The following is a 13,579-nucleotide window of genomic DNA, read 5'->3' on the forward strand; positions in this document are numbered from 1 at the left end:
ATCCTTTGAGTAAGGAATATTGGCGCGGGGCCGATCGGCTGTGCAGCCTGCAGTTCCAGATAGGCGACCTGCAGCGCTGGGGCGGCATAGGCTCAGATCAGTGGAAGTCGCGGGAGGCTGGCAGTATGCGCACATTGCGTGGATGGTGGGTGCGGGGATGCTGCGGATGCTTGAACACGTCGGCTCTGGCAAGCTCTATGGTTGGAGTGTGCCCGTCGGAAAGGCGTAGCAGATCATCGCTGCGATCGTGGACTCTGACAGCCATCAGGTGAGCAACGCCCTCAGGACTGATCTGCATGCGGCCTTCGACCAGCAGCAGACGTGCGCCCATAACCTCACGGCGAAATTTTTCGAATTGGCGTGCCCACAGTACGATGTTGACGATGCCGGTCTCGTCCTCAATCGTGATGAAGATAGCATTGCCTTTGCCCGGCCGCTGACGAACCAGCACAACACCAGCCACGCGCACCCACGCGCCATCAGGTCGTTGGTTGGCCTCGACGCATGTCACAATGCCGTTGCGCGCAAAGCCATCGCGCAGACAGCCGATCGGATGCCCCTTCAGTGACAGGCGCGCCGTCTGGTAGTCGGTTACGATGTGCTCGCTGAGCGACATCTCCGGCAGGTTTGCCGGTGGCTCGTTTGCTAACTCCCGCTCGCGCGCGGCGACGAATAGCGGCAACTCTTCAGCATCAGGCAACCGTCGTGCGGCCCACAAGGCATCGCGCCGATTAAGGGCGACGGACTGAAAACAATCCGCATCCGCGAGCACGCGAAGCGCCTTTTGTGGCAAGCCAGTACGCAAGGCGAAACTGTCTATGTCGGCATAGCCGTTGCCGCGTCGATTGATTAAAATCTCGCCCCAGGCCGGCTGCATACCGTCGAGCTGACGGAAACCAAGCCTGAGAGACGTGCGGCCGTTAGAGCCAACAGTCAGTGTGTTGTCCCAGAGGCTTGCATTGACGTCGACGGGATGCACCTCAACGCCATGCTCGCGGGCATCACGCACAATCTGGGCCGGCGCATAAAATCCCATTGGTTGCGCGTTAAGCAGCGCACAGGCAAAGGCCGCCGGATAGCGGCATTTGATGAATGACGACACATAGACAAGGCGAGCAAACGAGGCCGCATGGCTTTCGGGAAATCCGTATTCGCCAAAGCCCTTGATCTGATCGAAGCAGCGTTGCGCAAAGTCGCGCTCGTAGCCGCGCTCGACCATTCGCTCTACCATCCTAGCTTCGAATGTATGGATGGTGCCGACATTGCGGAATGTCGCCATGGCGCGACGCAAGCCATTTGCGTCCGCATCGGTGAATTCGGCGGCCACCATCGCGAGGTGCATTGCCTGCTCCTGGAACAGGGGCACCCCTTTGGTTCGGAACAAGATATGCTTGAGTTCATCCGGATCGTGGGGCGGCGCTGGCGAAGGGAAGGTTATGGACTCAGCCCCCGAGCGACGGCGTAAGTAAGGGTGCACCATGTCGCCCTGGATCGGCCCTGGCCGCACAATGGCAACCTGAATGACGAGATCGTAAAACTCCTTCGGCTTCAGGCGCGGCAGCATGTTGATCTGCGCCCGGCTCTCGACCTGGAACACGCCGATGGAATCTCCCTTCTGAAGCATGGCGTAAACATCCGCCTGCTCCGGCGGGATGGTGGCGAGATCGTAGTCGACCCTTTCGTGCACGCGCATCAGATCGAGTGCTTTGCGGATGCAGGTGAGCATGCCGAGCGCCAGAACATCCACCTTCATCAGCCCGAGCGCATCGATGTCGTCCTTGTCCCACTCTATGAAAGTCCGTTTCTCCATTGCCGCATTGCCGATGGGGACCAACGCATCAAGACGGTGGCGCGCGAGCACAAAGCCGCCAACGTGCTGCGAAAGGTGGCGAGGAAATCCAAGAATGCGGCAGGCGAGAACGATCGCGCGCCGGATGACCGGATTTTGCGGATCGAGGCCGGCCTGACGCAGATGTGCGTCGCTGATCGAAGAGCCCCAGCTCCCCCATTGCGTGCCAGCGATGCGCCCCGTGATGTCGTCGGAGAGGCCGAGAACCTTGCCGACATCGCGGATGGCGCTGCGCGGACGGTAGCGGATGACGGTGGCGACGAGGCCGGCGCGCTCCCGGCCGTAGCGGTGGTAAATGTATTGAATGACTTCCTCGCGCCGCTCGTGCTCGAAGTCGACGTCGATATCCGGCGGTTCGCGCCGTTCGCTAGAAATAAAACGTGCGAATAAAAGATTGCTGCGCGCCGGATCAACCGAGGTGATGCCGAGCACGTAGCAGACAGCGGAATTTGCCGCCGAGCCACGTCCCTGACACAGGATGCCGCGACGCCGGGCCTCGGACACGATGTCGTGGATGGTGAGGAAATACGGCGCGTATTGCAGCGTGCTGATGATGGCAAGCTCGTCGCGCAATTGCGCTGCAACCTTCTCCGGAATAGCTCCATCGTAGCGGGCTTTGGCTTCACGCCACGTCAGATGCTCAAGCCAGCCTTGTGGCGTCCATCCGTCCGGCACCGGCTCGTCGGGATATTCGTATTTGAGGTCACCGAGCGAGAAGCTCACGCGGGACAACAGATCCTGCGTTGCCGCGATCGCCTCGGGAACATCCCGGAACAGATGCGCCATCGCTGCGGGCGTTTTCAGATGCCGCTCGGCGTTTGCTTCCAGTCGACGACCGGCGGTTTCGATCCGCAGCCCCTCGCGAATGCAGGTCAGCACATCCTGAACGGGGCGTTGTTTCGGTGTGTCGTAGAGCACATCGTTGACCGCTATGAGCGGAACGCTGCTTGAAACAGAAAGCTGGTGCAGGGCGGCGAGACGGCGCCGATCATCGCAGCGAAAGTGCTGGGCAGCCGCGAGCCACACGCTATCGCGCGCTGTCTTTCGCAAAGCTGCAAGAATTACGGTCAGTCGCGTCAAATCACGCTCGGGCGGGATGACGATGAGCAGCAAGCCCGCCACGTCGGCGAGAAGATCGCCCAGGCAAAGCTCACATTCGCCTTTGCCGGCCTTAAGTTTGCCGTAGCTCAGCAGTCGGCACAGACGTTCCCAGCCGTCCCGGTTTTCAGGATAGGCGATAATGTCGGGCGTGCCGTCGCAAAACACGAGGCGGGCGCCGACGGCGAGTCGGAAAGTAGCCGCGCGTTGTTTGATAGCCTCGGACATCTGAGCCCATTCGGCCTCTTTCACGCTGGCAATCCACGCGTGCTCGCCAAGCCCTGAGCCGTCGCGGACTTTCTGCGGCGCGGGCAAGCCGTCACGACGCAAATCCTGCAGGGCGCTATAAGCCCTGACGACGCCGGCAACCGAGTTGTGGTCGGCAATACCGATCCCGCTGTGGCCGAGCATCAGCGCGCATCCGACGAGATCTTCAGGATGAGAAGCTCCGCGCAGAAACGAGAAATTAGTGGTGGTGGCAAGCTCGGCGTAACCCGCGGCCGGTCGTGTTTGCTGACCCGTCATGGGAACAGCCCGTGCAGAAACCATTTACGTTGGGATGAGACAGTTGCTGTGGCGTCGGATCGGAAAATCCAGAAACGCTGTCCGTTGTCGCTCTCGACGCGAAAATAATCCCGGGTGCCGTATCCAGACGGTGTGCACCACCACTCGTCGGCTATCCGCTCCGGTCCGTTGATAGCGCCGAGACGATGCGCGACGCGCCGCCAGCGCAGCACGACCGGCTCTTCGTTGGTGTCGGTTTCTACTTCGATTGCATGCGGCTGGCGATAAAGCAGAATAGGCCGTGAAGAGTCTGATCCTGAGGCGATCCAATCTTTGCATCTGGACTGAGGGAGGGAACCGGCCATGGCTGGAACGATGACTTGCGCGCGCTCTGGGATGTGGGTGTCGCCGGGGCGCAGACGTGTGATGTTGCCGGAGCCGAATACCGTACTGAGCCGGTCTATGAGCTGCATGGTCTGATCGTCCTGCTCCGCCCGAGTGTCGAGTGTCGTCTGGCTCTCGATACAGCTCTCGGTGCGCAGAACGACGAGACGGATCACATCGAAGCCGAAACCGGGATCAAGCGGATCGACGAGTACGTTCAGCCGGTCGTGAAAGAGCCGCATGACGACGTCGGCATCGCGTGTTGGCAAACTCGTTTCGATCCAAACGCGGCGCACTGCACCATCAGAACGCAGAAACAGCGCCTCAAAGGCTCGTCCCCCCTCGCCGCGTGCGTGCAACGCATCGCCCGCTTCGGCCACAAGAAGTGCTAGAATGGCTTCGATCACGTCTTGGCTGATGACAGGTTCAGCGCAGCGGTGCTCGGTGCGGACCAGAGGTACGGACTTCATCGGCGAGATACGTCGGTTCTCCTCGCCGAGTACCCGCGCGAGTTTGCCAGTGAAGACCGACGTGAACCGGGCTGTGAACAAAACCGAAGGGCGATTGGCAACATCGGCAATAGTCTTGAGGCCCGCCCGTTTCAAGGCGAGAGCATCCTCCGGCGCACATTCAAGCGCAGCGATTGGCAGCGTGCGCACCAATGCACTATCGTTGACGAAGCACGGACTAACGCGGGCAAAGCGCGCGAGCGCGCGGGCCATGTCCGGTGTTGGGGCGACGGCCATCCTGACGCAAGACGCTCCGGCAGCTTGCAGCACGTTTTGCAAGCGTTTGGCCAACCCTGCCTCTCCTGCGAACAGGTGCGCGCATCCCGTGATGTCGAGCGCCAGGCCGTCCGGTGCATCCAGCGCAACCGAGGGGGTAACCACATCGGCAAGATCGGCGAGGTGTCTTAGGTAGGCGGCATGGGCCACCGGATTGTCGAACAGCGCGTGCAGTTCGGGAACGCGCGCGCGCGCATCCGCAAGCGTCAAGCCGGGCAACAAGCCGAAACTTTGTGCGTGCGTGTCGACAGCCATCAGCTTTGAAACGCCGCCCACTTTCTCAACGAATACGAGAGGCCGTTTCTCATGGCTCCCAGTTTCATGCCGCCAGCGATCCGCCGCCAGAAATGGCAGCCATAGACACAGGTAGCGCCGCGGTAAAACACCGTTGGTCATGATCCCACCTCACGAGGCTGCGTTGTCCGATCTGCCCGGCCGGGTGCTTGAGCACCGTCACGTCAAAAATAAGTCGCTGATCCGCACCATGGGGGCCAATTTCCCGCACCGCGCGCGTCGACCAGCGGAGCTGGGCGGCATTGGCCATGGGTATGCCGGCCAGCTGGATCAGAACGACCAGAACCCCGGATTTCTCTGCGGCAAGCTTCAGGCGACGACTGGCCGTCAGGTCGACGGGCCGAATGGTTTCGAGAAGAACAGCACCGAGCGCCTGGCAGCGCGCACCCTCCAGAGCCGCACGCAAAGCATCGACATGAGTGCGCAGCCGGGCGACGATGAGGCTATCCGGAGCGAACGCGAACCCCGCCAATCCTGAACCGCATGGCTCACCCGTCTCGACCGCGGCGGTGGCCTCGCGCACCCAAAGCAAACTCGCTGGGCGCGATAACTGCGAGAGCCTCTGCGAGGCAAGGGCCAAGCCGAAACCAACCGCAGTGGCGGGATGTCCGGGGTGCGCAATAACCTCGCGCAAGACGACGTCCGAACCAGGATCTATGCAGATTACTCTCGGCGGCATGCGGACACGCTGGAAACTTATTGTTCTCTTTTTGTTCTACATTGGGTCCGCTGCTTTGTCCAGCCACAACGACGAGGTGGTGGAACAGGGAGCCGGCGCTAAGTAGATTCAACCGATGCCGGGCTCAGGCTCTGCATCGCTTCCTGCGGGCCACTCCGTCGAGGCCCAGGAAGAGTATCGCGCCGGCGTATGCGCTTATCTGACGTCAAGCCTACTAGTTTTGTCTGGACATGATTGGCGGTGGAGGGGTTCGCGACCGCGAATCGCGCTACCGACCTCTTGAGTTGTCAGCACAGGCTTTCGAGATGGCCCGCACTGCCGCAGCGCGCAGCAACGTTGAATCACCCAGCCCGATGGAGCGTGCGCAGCATGTGCTGGCGGATGTGTTTGGCTATCGCCAGTTCCGTTCGCAGCAGGCCGGCATCATCGAAACGGTGATCGAGGGTAAGGACGCCCTTGCGCTGATGCCGACGGGCGGTGGCAAATCGCTATGCTATCAGGTGCCTTCACTTGTGCGCCAGGGCATCGGCATCGTTGTTTCGCCGCTTATCGCGCTGATGCAGGATCAGGTCGAAGCGCTGACGCAGGCTGGCGTTGACGCTGCGTTTCTCAATTCCACGCTGGATTATCGCGAGCAGATGGAGCTTGAGCGCCGCATCGCCATCGGCGCGCTCGACATCCTCTATGTTTCGCCCGAGCGACTGCTGCAGGAGCGCACGCTCAACCTGTTGTCAGACACGACACTGGCATTGTTTGCGATCGACGAAGCCCACTGCGTTTCGCAATGGGGGCATGATTTCCGGCCGGAATACCGTCAGCTCAAGCTGCTGGCCGAGCGCTTCCCGAATGTGCCGCGCATCGCGCTTACCGCCACCGCCGACGAGCGCACGCGCGAGGAAATCGTCACCGAGTTGCGGCTGGAGAATGCGCGCCGCTTCATCGCCAGTTTTGATCGCCCCAACATCCGCTACACGATCTCGAACATGGCATCGATGGGCGCGCGTGAGCGGCTGTGGCGGTTCATTGAAGCCGAGCACGCCGAAGATTCGGGCATCGTTTATTGCCTGTCGCGCAAGTCAGTGGATGAAACCGCAGCCTGGTTGCGCGGCAAGGGCCGCACTGCGCTCGCCTATCACGCTGGTCTCGATGCCGACGTGCGCCGCGACGTGCTGGAGCGCTTCCGCAAGGAAAGCGGCATTATTGTTGTTGCCACCATCGCGTTCGGCATGGGCATCGACAAGCCAGACGTGCGTTTCGTCGCCCATCTCAATCTGCCCAAATCGATCGAAGCCTATTATCAGGAAACCGGCCGGGCGGGACGTGATGGCGAGCCGGCGAACGCATGGCTGGCTTACGGCATTCAGGATCTCATTCAGCTCCGGCAGTGGATCACGCAGGGCGAAGGCTCAGATGCCTACAAGCAGGTTCAGCGCCAGAAACTGGCGGCGTTGATTGGTCTGTGCGAGCTGCCGAGCTGTCGCCGGCAGGCGTTGCTGTCCTACTTTGGCGAGCGCCAGTCGCAGCCGTGCGGTAACTGCGACAACTGCCTTGAGCCGCCGGAAACCACCGACGGCACCGTGCTGGCCCAGAAGGCACTGTCGGCGGCGTATCGCACCGGTCAGCGGTTTGGCGCGTCTTACATCATCGATGTTCTTATGGGCCGCAGCAACGAGCGCATTGAGCGCGCCGAGCACGACAAGCTGCCCGTTTTCGGTATTGGCAAGGACACCGACGAGACAACCTGGAAGGGTGTGTTCCGGCAGTTGACGGCCTCGGGCTATCTCGCGGGCGATGACGAAGGCTATGGTTCGCTACAGCTCACCGAGCAGGCGCGGCCATTGTTGCGTGGCGAAGAGAAGTTCGCTGTCCGCTTGCCGTCGAAGGAAACACGCCAGAAGGCCAAACCCAAGCGCGCCAGCCGCAGCGCCGAGCTGGTGAATGACGCCGATCGGGCGCTGTTCGAAGATCTGCGCAATCTACGCCGCGATCTCGCCGTGCGGAACAAGCTGCCGCCGTATCTCATCTGTTCCGACGTGACGCTAGCGGAGCTGGCGCTGTTCCGGCCCACGGATGACGCCGGTCTGGCTGACATCACCGGCCTTGGCACCAGCAAGATCAGACGCTACGGCGCCAACTTCCTGGCGGTGATCGGCAAGCATCCGGCGCGCGCTACCATCGCATGAGCGTTCGGGCGATGTGCGGGTGTGCCTGAAAGGTCATGTCGTCAGATTTGCATGCTGGGCGGATAGACGCCACATGTGCGGTCTAACCATCAGTTGCAACCAACAATCACAACCAACATAGGGAATTGAGATGACGAGCAGCATTGCCGCCGGAGCTGAACGCTGGGACGCAACCTTCAACGGTGGCGACACGGCGGAACTGGCTAAGTTCTACGCCGCTGACGCCCGCGTGATTCCTGCTGGTGGCGCGCCGGTTGCCGGCCCGGAAGCGATCGGCAAGTTCTTTGCCGACCTCATCGCCAATGGCTTCAAGGATCACCGGATCACGGTTGAGTCCGTCACGGAGAAGGGCCCGATCGCGATTGCCAGCGGCAAGTGGGCGCTTTCCGGCCCCGGCGAGGGCGGTGCCACGGCGCAATACGGCGGCAACTGGGTGAATGTGCTGGAGCGCGATGGCGACGGCTGGCGCGTCCTGCTGCATACCTGGAATTGATCCAGATCAAGTTTGAAACAAAAGCGGTCCACCTTTTCGGTGGGCCGCTGCTGTTCGGGTTGCGCCCGTCACGGGCCTGAGTTACGAACATTCTAAATTTTGCGCCGCACCACCTTGACTATGCTGGCGCAGATCGGCCTGCGGCGTGTTTCCCCAGCGGATATGCGCCAAGGCGAGGCCTCCCGGTAGGCACGTCTATCTAAGGCACGTCCATGGATCAGCTTTTCTACGATTATCTGCCCATCGCGGTTTTCATCGGCGTCGCGCTGTTCATCGCGCTCGCGCTGATGGTGGCGCCGTTCCTGATTGCGGTGAACAACCCTGATCCGGAAAAGGTCTCGGCCTACGAATGCGGCTTCAACGCCTTCGACGACGCGCGCATGAAGTTCGACGTTCGGTTCTATCTGGTCGCCATTCTGTTCATCATCTTCGATCTCGAAGTGGCGTTCCTGTTCCCGTGGGCCGTCGCGTTCGGTGACATCGGGCTGTTCGGCTTCTGGTCGATGATGATCTTCCTGGCCGTGCTGACGATCGGCTTCATCTATGAGTGGCGCAAGGGAGCGCTCGAATGGGATTGATTACCGCAGAGCGGCCACAGTCGCGTTCCGGGCTGGTCACCTCTTCAGGTGATCCGCTGGAGTCCGGCGGCATGCTGGTGAAGCCGGGCGAGGAGGGCTTTACGCAGATCTCCCTAAGCTGGCGGACAAGGGCTTCCTGGTCACCACCACCGACGATCTCATCAACTGGGCGCGCACTGGCTCGCTGATGTGGATGACGTTCGGTCTGGCCTGTTGCGCCGTCGAAATGATGCAGGCGTCGATGCCGCGCTATGACGTGGAGCGGTTCGGCTTTGCGCCGCGCGCCTCGCCGCGCCAGTCCGACGTGATGATCGTGGCCGGCACGCTGACCAACAAGATGGCGCCGGCGCTGCGCAAGGTTTACGATCAGATGCCCGAACCGCGGTATGTGATCTCGATGGGCAGCTGCGCCAATGGCGGCGGCTACTACCATTATTCCTACGCTGTCGTGCGTGGGTGCGATCGCATCGTGCCGGTTGACGTCTATGTGCCTGGCTGCCCGCCGACCGCCGAAGCGCTGGTCTATGGTATCCTGTTACTACAACGCAAGATCCGCCGCACCGGAACGATCGAGCGGTAACGGCGCGCGGGATACGCGGGAGGCGAGGCGCAGATGCGTGGTTTCGGTTCAGCAGTTGGCGCGATGGTTGCGGCAATTCTCTGGGCCGCGTCGGCCGGACATGCATTGGCTGATGTGCCCAATCTCGTCGGCACCTGGTCCGGCAAGAATGACACCATCGGCGATGTATTCGGCCTCAGGTCGCGCGATCGCACGGTGCATATAACCGAGCAGACCGACCGGCGCTTTCGCGGCTACTTCACCTACGAGGACGGCCGCAAGGATTTCTTCGGCATCATCTTTCCCGATGATGTGACGTTCGCCTGGGTTTCGAGGACCAGCAAGGGCGAGGTGCACGGACGCATCCTGGCTCCGGACCACATCGCTGCCTGTTATGTCGAAGGTGGTGCAGAGGCCACGGCCGGCTGTTCGGACCTGAAACGTACCGGCGAAAAGGCGCAGTGAGCGCGGGGTCGGCGACCTGCCGGCGTGGAATTGAACGGAAGCCGCGTTGCGGTGTGAAGAGGACGTGATGGTGGTGGAAGCTCTGCAGCAGCTTGAAGCGCATTGCACCAAGGCGCTGGGCGATGCCGTGGTTGAATCGCGCATTAGCTACGGCGAGCTGACGCTGGATGTTGCGCGCGAAAAGATCCTCGATGTGCTGACGTTCCTGCGCGATGACGCGGACTGCCTGTTTGAGATCCTGATCGACATCTGCGGCGTTGATTGGCCCGCCCGCGAGCAGCGGTTCGATGTCGTCTATCATCTGCTGTCGCCGCGCCATAACAGCCGCATCCGCGTCAAGCTGCGGACGGATGAGACAACGCCGGTCGCGAGCGCGGTGGGTGTGTATCCGGCCTCGAACTGGTTCGAGCGTGAAGCTTACGACATGTACGGCATCCTGTTTTCCGGCCATCCCGATCTGCGTCGCCTGCTCACCGATTACGGTTTTCAGGGCTATCCGCTGCGCAAGGACTTTCCGCTCACCGGCTATGTCGAAGTGCGCTACGACGAGGAGCAGAAGCGCGTCGTTTATGAGCCTGTCGAACTGGCGCAGGAATTCCGTTCGTTCGATTTTGAATCGCCATGGGAAGGCACCCGCTCGGTGCTGCCCGGCGACGAGAAGGCAACGCCCCCGGTGGGTCGCGCCTGATCGGGTCGCGATGCGCTGAGAGGCAAACGCGGATAGTGGTCGCGGGTGATGGCATGCTTCGAATTGCACCGATGGTGGTTCCGGTTGCAATCGCCTCCGTTGCAGGCGTGCTGGCCTGGGATCTGATGCGCCTGCTGGGCGAGGGGCCGACGCTCTGGGCATCGTGGACGTATTGGTGGATTGGACTGCCCATCATGCTCTTCGCCGCGTTCACACTGGGGCTTGGATTTCCACGCAACGCCTGGCGCTGGGGCCTGATTGTCATCGGGGCGCAACTGGCGTGGTCGGTCGGGCTGGCGTTCATCAATGAGCAGCCGCTGATCGTGCTGGATCATCTCGCCGTGTTCGCCATCGTCGGGCTAGCATGCGTGGTGACGGCGCTGGCAGGCGGTTGGCTGCACCGACGTCTGGATCGACAGGGCTAGGCCATGGGCATCGACGCTGAGCGCCATCAAATGATCCGTTCCAACGCCGCGTTCGCTATCGAGGAGATGGGCGAGCTTGCGGGCGTAGCTTTCGGCTTCAATGAAGGCTCGGTGGCGTGGGTGGAGGGCTTCATCGAACGCCAGCGCGAAGTGCTGCAGGGCGACACCAGCGAGGGGCTGGTGAACGTGCTCGGCTGCTATCTGGGCGAGGCGCTTATCGCCGCGGTGCCGGATGCGGCGTGGGACGAGGAGCCTCAGATCGGACTGGGCGTGCGCTTTGCCAATGGGGACATGGTGTTTCCGTTTGCAAAGGTGGCCAAACAGCTTCGCGAAGGCCTGGCTGCTGGTGAATCCGTGCTGAGCTTCTATAACGTCAGTATCGGATATGTGGCCACCGGCCAGCTCGGTTCAGCCGACGGGAGCGAGGCACCATGAAGGATACTTTGAAGCCCGGCGACAAGGTGCGTTTCTCGTTTCGCGTGCCAGCGGAAAAAACGGTGCCGCACCTTTATCCAGAAGCTGCTGAATTCCGCGAAATGCCAACGGTGTTCGCAACCGGCTTCATGGTCGGGCTGATGGAATGGGCGTGCCTGAAGGTGCTTGAGCCGCATCTGGATGAAGGCGAAGGCAGCCTCGGCGTGCACATCGATGTGTCGCACACGGCCGCGACGGTGCCGGGCCAGACGGTGACGGTGGACGCGGAATGCACCTCGGTGAATGGGCGTCGCATCGGTTTCAGCGTGCGTGCACACGACGGCATCGACGTGATTGGCGAAGGGCGCCACGAGCGCATGGTGATCGCGTGGTCACGGTTCGTTGCGCGCGTGAATGACAAGGCGCGGCAGGCGCGTGCAGAAGCCATCCTGCATGGCACGGGAGAGCCAAATGGCTGAAACCTTCCACCAGGCAGGCGATGGCGCTGACAGCGGTTGCGACGTGCGCGGGCGCTGCCTATGCGGAGCGGTGACATTCGCTGCACGCCTGCCCAAGCGCGAGGTTGCCATCTGCCATTGCGATATGTGCCAGCGCTGGACCGCAGGGCCGTTTCTGACGGTTGAATTCGCCGGTGAGCTTGCGATCGAGGGCGCTGATAGCATCAGCCTTTACCGGTCATCGGAATGGGGCGAGCGGGCGTTCTGCAAGGTTTGCGGCACGTCGCTGTTCTGGCATATGGCTGGCACGGATCACTACGCGCTGAATGCCGGCGCACTTGAGGACAAGAGCGCGCTGGCGCTGACGTTACAGATTTTCATCGACGAAAAGCCCGCCTATTACGATTTCGCCAACGACACACCGAAGCTGACCGGCGCCGAAGTGGTTGCGGCTTTTTCCGGCGGTGCGACGGAGCATGGAAGCAATGCCTGAGACAGATATCCGCCAATTCAACATCAACTTCGGTCCCCAGCATCCGGCCGCGCACGGCGTGCTCCGCCTTGTGCTGGAGCTCGACGGCGAGGTGGTGGAGCGTGTCGATCCGCACATTGGCTTGCTGCACCGTGGCACCGAGAAGCTGATCGAACACAAAAACTACACGCAGGCCATCGGCTACTTCGACCGCCTCGACTACGTGGCGCCGATGAACCAGGAGCATGCGTTTTGCATGGCGGCGGAAAAGCTGCTGGGGCTGGAAGTGCCGCGCCGGGCGCAATTGATCCGCGTGCTGTATTCGGAAATCGGCCGGCTGCTGTCGCATCTGCTTAACGTGACCACGCAGGCTATGGACGTTGGCGCGCTGACCCCGCCGCTGTGGGGCTTCGAAGAGCGCGAAAAGCTGATGGTGTTTTATGAGCGCGCTTCGGGCAGCCGTATGCACGCGAAATATTTCCGCGTCGGTGGCGTGCATCAGGATCTGCCGCCGGAACTGATCGACGACATCGCCGAGTTCTGCACGACACATCCCAAGGTGCTCGACGATATCGAGACGCTGCTGACCGACAACCGCATCTTCAAGCAGCGTAACGTCGATATTGGCGTGGTGAGCCTGAAGGAATGCTTCGATCTGGGCTTCTCGGGCGTGATGGTGCGCGGCTCCGGCGCGGCATGGGATCTGCGCCGCGCGCAGCCCTACGAGTGCTATTCTGAACTCGATTTCGACATCCCGATCGGCAAGAACGGCGACTGCTATGATCGTTATCTCGTGCGCATGCAGGAGATGCGGGAATCGCTGAAAATCATGCAGCAGTGTTGCGATAAGCTGCGGGCGCCGGACGGGCAGGGGCCTGTGGCCGCCGCCGACCGCAAGGTCGTCCCGCCACGCCGGGCGGAGATGAAGCGCTCGATGGAAGCGCTGATCCACCACTTCAAGCTCTACACCGAGGGCTTCCATGTGCCGGCGGGCGAGGTCTATGCCTGTGTCGAGGCGCCCAAGGGCGAGTTCGGCGTCTATCTGGTGGCCGACGGCTCCAACAAGCCTTACCGCTGCAAGATCCGCGCGCCGGGCTTCCCGCACCTGCAGGCGATGGATTACATGAACCGCGGTCACATGCTGGCCGACGTTTCGGCCATCCTAGGCTCGCTGGACATCGTGTTCGGAGAGATCGACCGCTAGGCGATGATCGCTTCGGACCCTACCAGTCCGGAGCGTGAATCATCGGT

At 61.6% G+C, this 13,579-nt stretch carries 14 protein-coding genes and 1 pseudogene; 13 read left to right on the forward strand and 2 right to left on the reverse strand.

What is annotated here, in order from left to right; genetic code table 11:
* Positions 1–97: 97 nt before the first annotated feature.
* Both QEZ49_RS03600 and QEZ49_RS03605 read right to left on the reverse strand, forming a co-directional pair.
* The gene (locus QEZ49_RS03600; protein WP_280384293.1) at positions 98–3,472 is read right to left on the reverse strand and encodes an error-prone DNA polymerase; all 3,375 of its coding nucleotides are present in this window, start codon (positions 3,470–3,472) and stop codon (positions 98–100) included.
* Complete coding sequence (locus tag QEZ49_RS03605) at positions 3,469–5,016, reverse strand: DNA polymerase Y family protein (protein WP_280384295.1); 1,548 nt, start codon at positions 5,014–5,016, stop codon at positions 3,469–3,471. Before QEZ49_RS03605 ends, QEZ49_RS03600 begins: the two co-directional genes overlap by 4 nt.
* Before the next feature lie 22 nt (positions 5,017–5,038).
* Between QEZ49_RS03605 and QEZ49_RS03610 the strand changes: the two genes are divergently transcribed.
* The 13 genes and pseudogenes from QEZ49_RS03610 (at position 5,039) to QEZ49_RS03670 (ending at position 13,532) form a co-directional block, all read left to right on the forward strand.
* Positions 5,039–5,392: a hypothetical protein gene (locus QEZ49_RS03610; protein WP_280384297.1), complete on the forward strand. Its 354-nt coding sequence runs from the start codon at positions 5,039–5,041 to the stop codon at positions 5,390–5,392.
* Between the two features lie 506 nt (positions 5,393–5,898).
* On the forward strand, positions 5,899–7,776 hold the full coding sequence (recQ, locus tag QEZ49_RS03615) for a DNA helicase RecQ (RefSeq protein ID WP_280384299.1): 1,878 nt from the start codon (positions 5,899–5,901) through the stop codon (positions 7,774–7,776).
* 130 nt (positions 7,777–7,906) lie between these two features.
* The gene (locus QEZ49_RS03620) at positions 7,907–8,269 is read left to right on the forward strand and encodes a DUF4440 domain-containing protein (RefSeq protein WP_280384300.1); all 363 of its coding nucleotides are present in this window, start codon (positions 7,907–7,909) and stop codon (positions 8,267–8,269) included.
* A 212-nt stretch (positions 8,270–8,481) separates the two neighbouring features.
* The gene (locus tag QEZ49_RS03625) at positions 8,482–8,847 is read left to right on the forward strand and encodes an NADH-quinone oxidoreductase subunit A (protein ID WP_068458954.1); all 366 of its coding nucleotides are present in this window, start codon (positions 8,482–8,484) and stop codon (positions 8,845–8,847) included.
* Positions 8,838–9,035, forward strand: a complete 198-nt coding sequence (locus tag QEZ49_RS03630) for a hypothetical protein (protein WP_280384303.1) — start codon at positions 8,838–8,840, stop codon at positions 9,033–9,035. The genes QEZ49_RS03625 and QEZ49_RS03630 overlap by 10 nt, the downstream gene beginning before the upstream one ends.
* Positions 8,966–9,427: pseudogene (locus tag QEZ49_RS03635) on the forward strand (NADH-quinone oxidoreductase subunit B family protein); the annotation flags it as partial. The gene QEZ49_RS03630 and the pseudogene QEZ49_RS03635, both read left to right, overlap by 70 nt.
* A 33-nt stretch (positions 9,428–9,460) precedes the next feature.
* Positions 9,461–9,871 (forward strand): hypothetical protein, encoded by a 411-nt coding sequence (locus QEZ49_RS03640; protein WP_280384305.1) that lies wholly within the window; start codon positions 9,461–9,463, stop codon positions 9,869–9,871.
* A 70-nt stretch (positions 9,872–9,941) separates the two neighbouring features.
* Positions 9,942–10,559, forward strand: a complete 618-nt coding sequence (locus tag QEZ49_RS03645; RefSeq protein ID WP_280385065.1) for an NADH-quinone oxidoreductase subunit C — start codon at positions 9,942–9,944, stop codon at positions 10,557–10,559.
* Positions 10,560–10,612: 53 nt separating this feature from the next.
* Positions 10,613–10,984, forward strand: coding sequence for a hypothetical protein (locus tag QEZ49_RS03650; RefSeq protein ID WP_280384307.1), 372 nt, complete (start codon positions 10,613–10,615; stop codon positions 10,982–10,984).
* Between the two features lie 3 nt (positions 10,985–10,987).
* On the forward strand, positions 10,988–11,419 hold the full coding sequence (locus QEZ49_RS03655; RefSeq protein ID WP_280384309.1) for a hypothetical protein: 432 nt from the start codon (positions 10,988–10,990) through the stop codon (positions 11,417–11,419).
* Positions 11,416–11,877 carry a thioesterase family protein gene (locus tag QEZ49_RS03660; RefSeq protein WP_280384311.1) on the forward strand — a complete coding sequence of 154 codons (462 nt, stop codon included), beginning with the start codon at positions 11,416–11,418 and terminating at the stop codon, positions 11,875–11,877. Before QEZ49_RS03655 ends, QEZ49_RS03660 begins: the two co-directional genes overlap by 4 nt.
* Complete coding sequence (locus QEZ49_RS03665; RefSeq protein WP_280384312.1) at positions 11,870–12,349, forward strand: GFA family protein; 480 nt, start codon at positions 11,870–11,872, stop codon at positions 12,347–12,349. The genes QEZ49_RS03660 and QEZ49_RS03665 overlap by 8 nt, the downstream gene beginning before the upstream one ends.
* Positions 12,342–13,532 carry an NADH-quinone oxidoreductase subunit D gene (locus QEZ49_RS03670; protein ID WP_280384314.1) on the forward strand — a complete coding sequence of 397 codons (1,191 nt, stop codon included), beginning with the start codon at positions 12,342–12,344 and terminating at the stop codon, positions 13,530–13,532. The genes QEZ49_RS03665 and QEZ49_RS03670 overlap by 8 nt, the downstream gene beginning before the upstream one ends.
* Positions 13,533–13,579: the final 47 nt, after the last annotated feature.

This window comes from Hyphomicrobium sp. D-2 (assembly GCF_029872155.1).
Taxonomy (GTDB): domain Bacteria; phylum Pseudomonadota; class Alphaproteobacteria; order Rhizobiales; family Hyphomicrobiaceae; genus Hyphomicrobium_A.

Excerpts from the sequence above, each read along its gene's own strand:
- recQ (WP_280384299.1), top strand. The coding sequence starts at position 5,899 with ATGGCCCGCACTGCCGCAGCGCGCAGCAACGTTGAATCACCCAGCCCG.
- QEZ49_RS03660 (WP_280384311.1), top strand. The coding sequence starts at position 11,416 with ATGAAGGATACTTTGAAGCCCGGCGACAAGGTGCGTTTCTCGTTTCGC.
- QEZ49_RS03625 (WP_068458954.1), top strand. The coding sequence starts at position 8,482 with ATGGATCAGCTTTTCTACGATTATCTGCCCATCGCGGTTTTCATCGGC.
- QEZ49_RS03655 (WP_280384309.1), top strand. The coding sequence starts at position 10,988 with ATGGGCATCGACGCTGAGCGCCATCAAATGATCCGTTCCAACGCCGCG.
- QEZ49_RS03630 (WP_280384303.1), top strand. The coding sequence starts at position 8,838 with ATGGGATTGATTACCGCAGAGCGGCCACAGTCGCGTTCCGGGCTGGTC.
- QEZ49_RS03620 (WP_280384300.1), top strand. The coding sequence starts at position 7,907 with ATGACGAGCAGCATTGCCGCCGGAGCTGAACGCTGGGACGCAACCTTC.
- QEZ49_RS03600 (WP_280384293.1), bottom strand. The coding sequence starts at position 3,472 with ATGACGGGTCAGCAAACACGACCGGCCGCGGGTTACGCCGAGCTTGCC.
- QEZ49_RS03640 (WP_280384305.1), top strand. The coding sequence starts at position 9,461 with ATGCGTGGTTTCGGTTCAGCAGTTGGCGCGATGGTTGCGGCAATTCTC.
- QEZ49_RS03665 (WP_280384312.1), top strand. The coding sequence starts at position 11,870 with ATGGCTGAAACCTTCCACCAGGCAGGCGATGGCGCTGACAGCGGTTGC.
- QEZ49_RS03605 (WP_280384295.1), bottom strand. The coding sequence starts at position 5,016 with ATGACCAACGGTGTTTTACCGCGGCGCTACCTGTGTCTATGGCTGCCA.
- QEZ49_RS03670 (WP_280384314.1), top strand. The coding sequence starts at position 12,342 with ATGCCTGAGACAGATATCCGCCAATTCAACATCAACTTCGGTCCCCAG.
- QEZ49_RS03650 (WP_280384307.1), top strand. The coding sequence starts at position 10,613 with ATGCTTCGAATTGCACCGATGGTGGTTCCGGTTGCAATCGCCTCCGTT.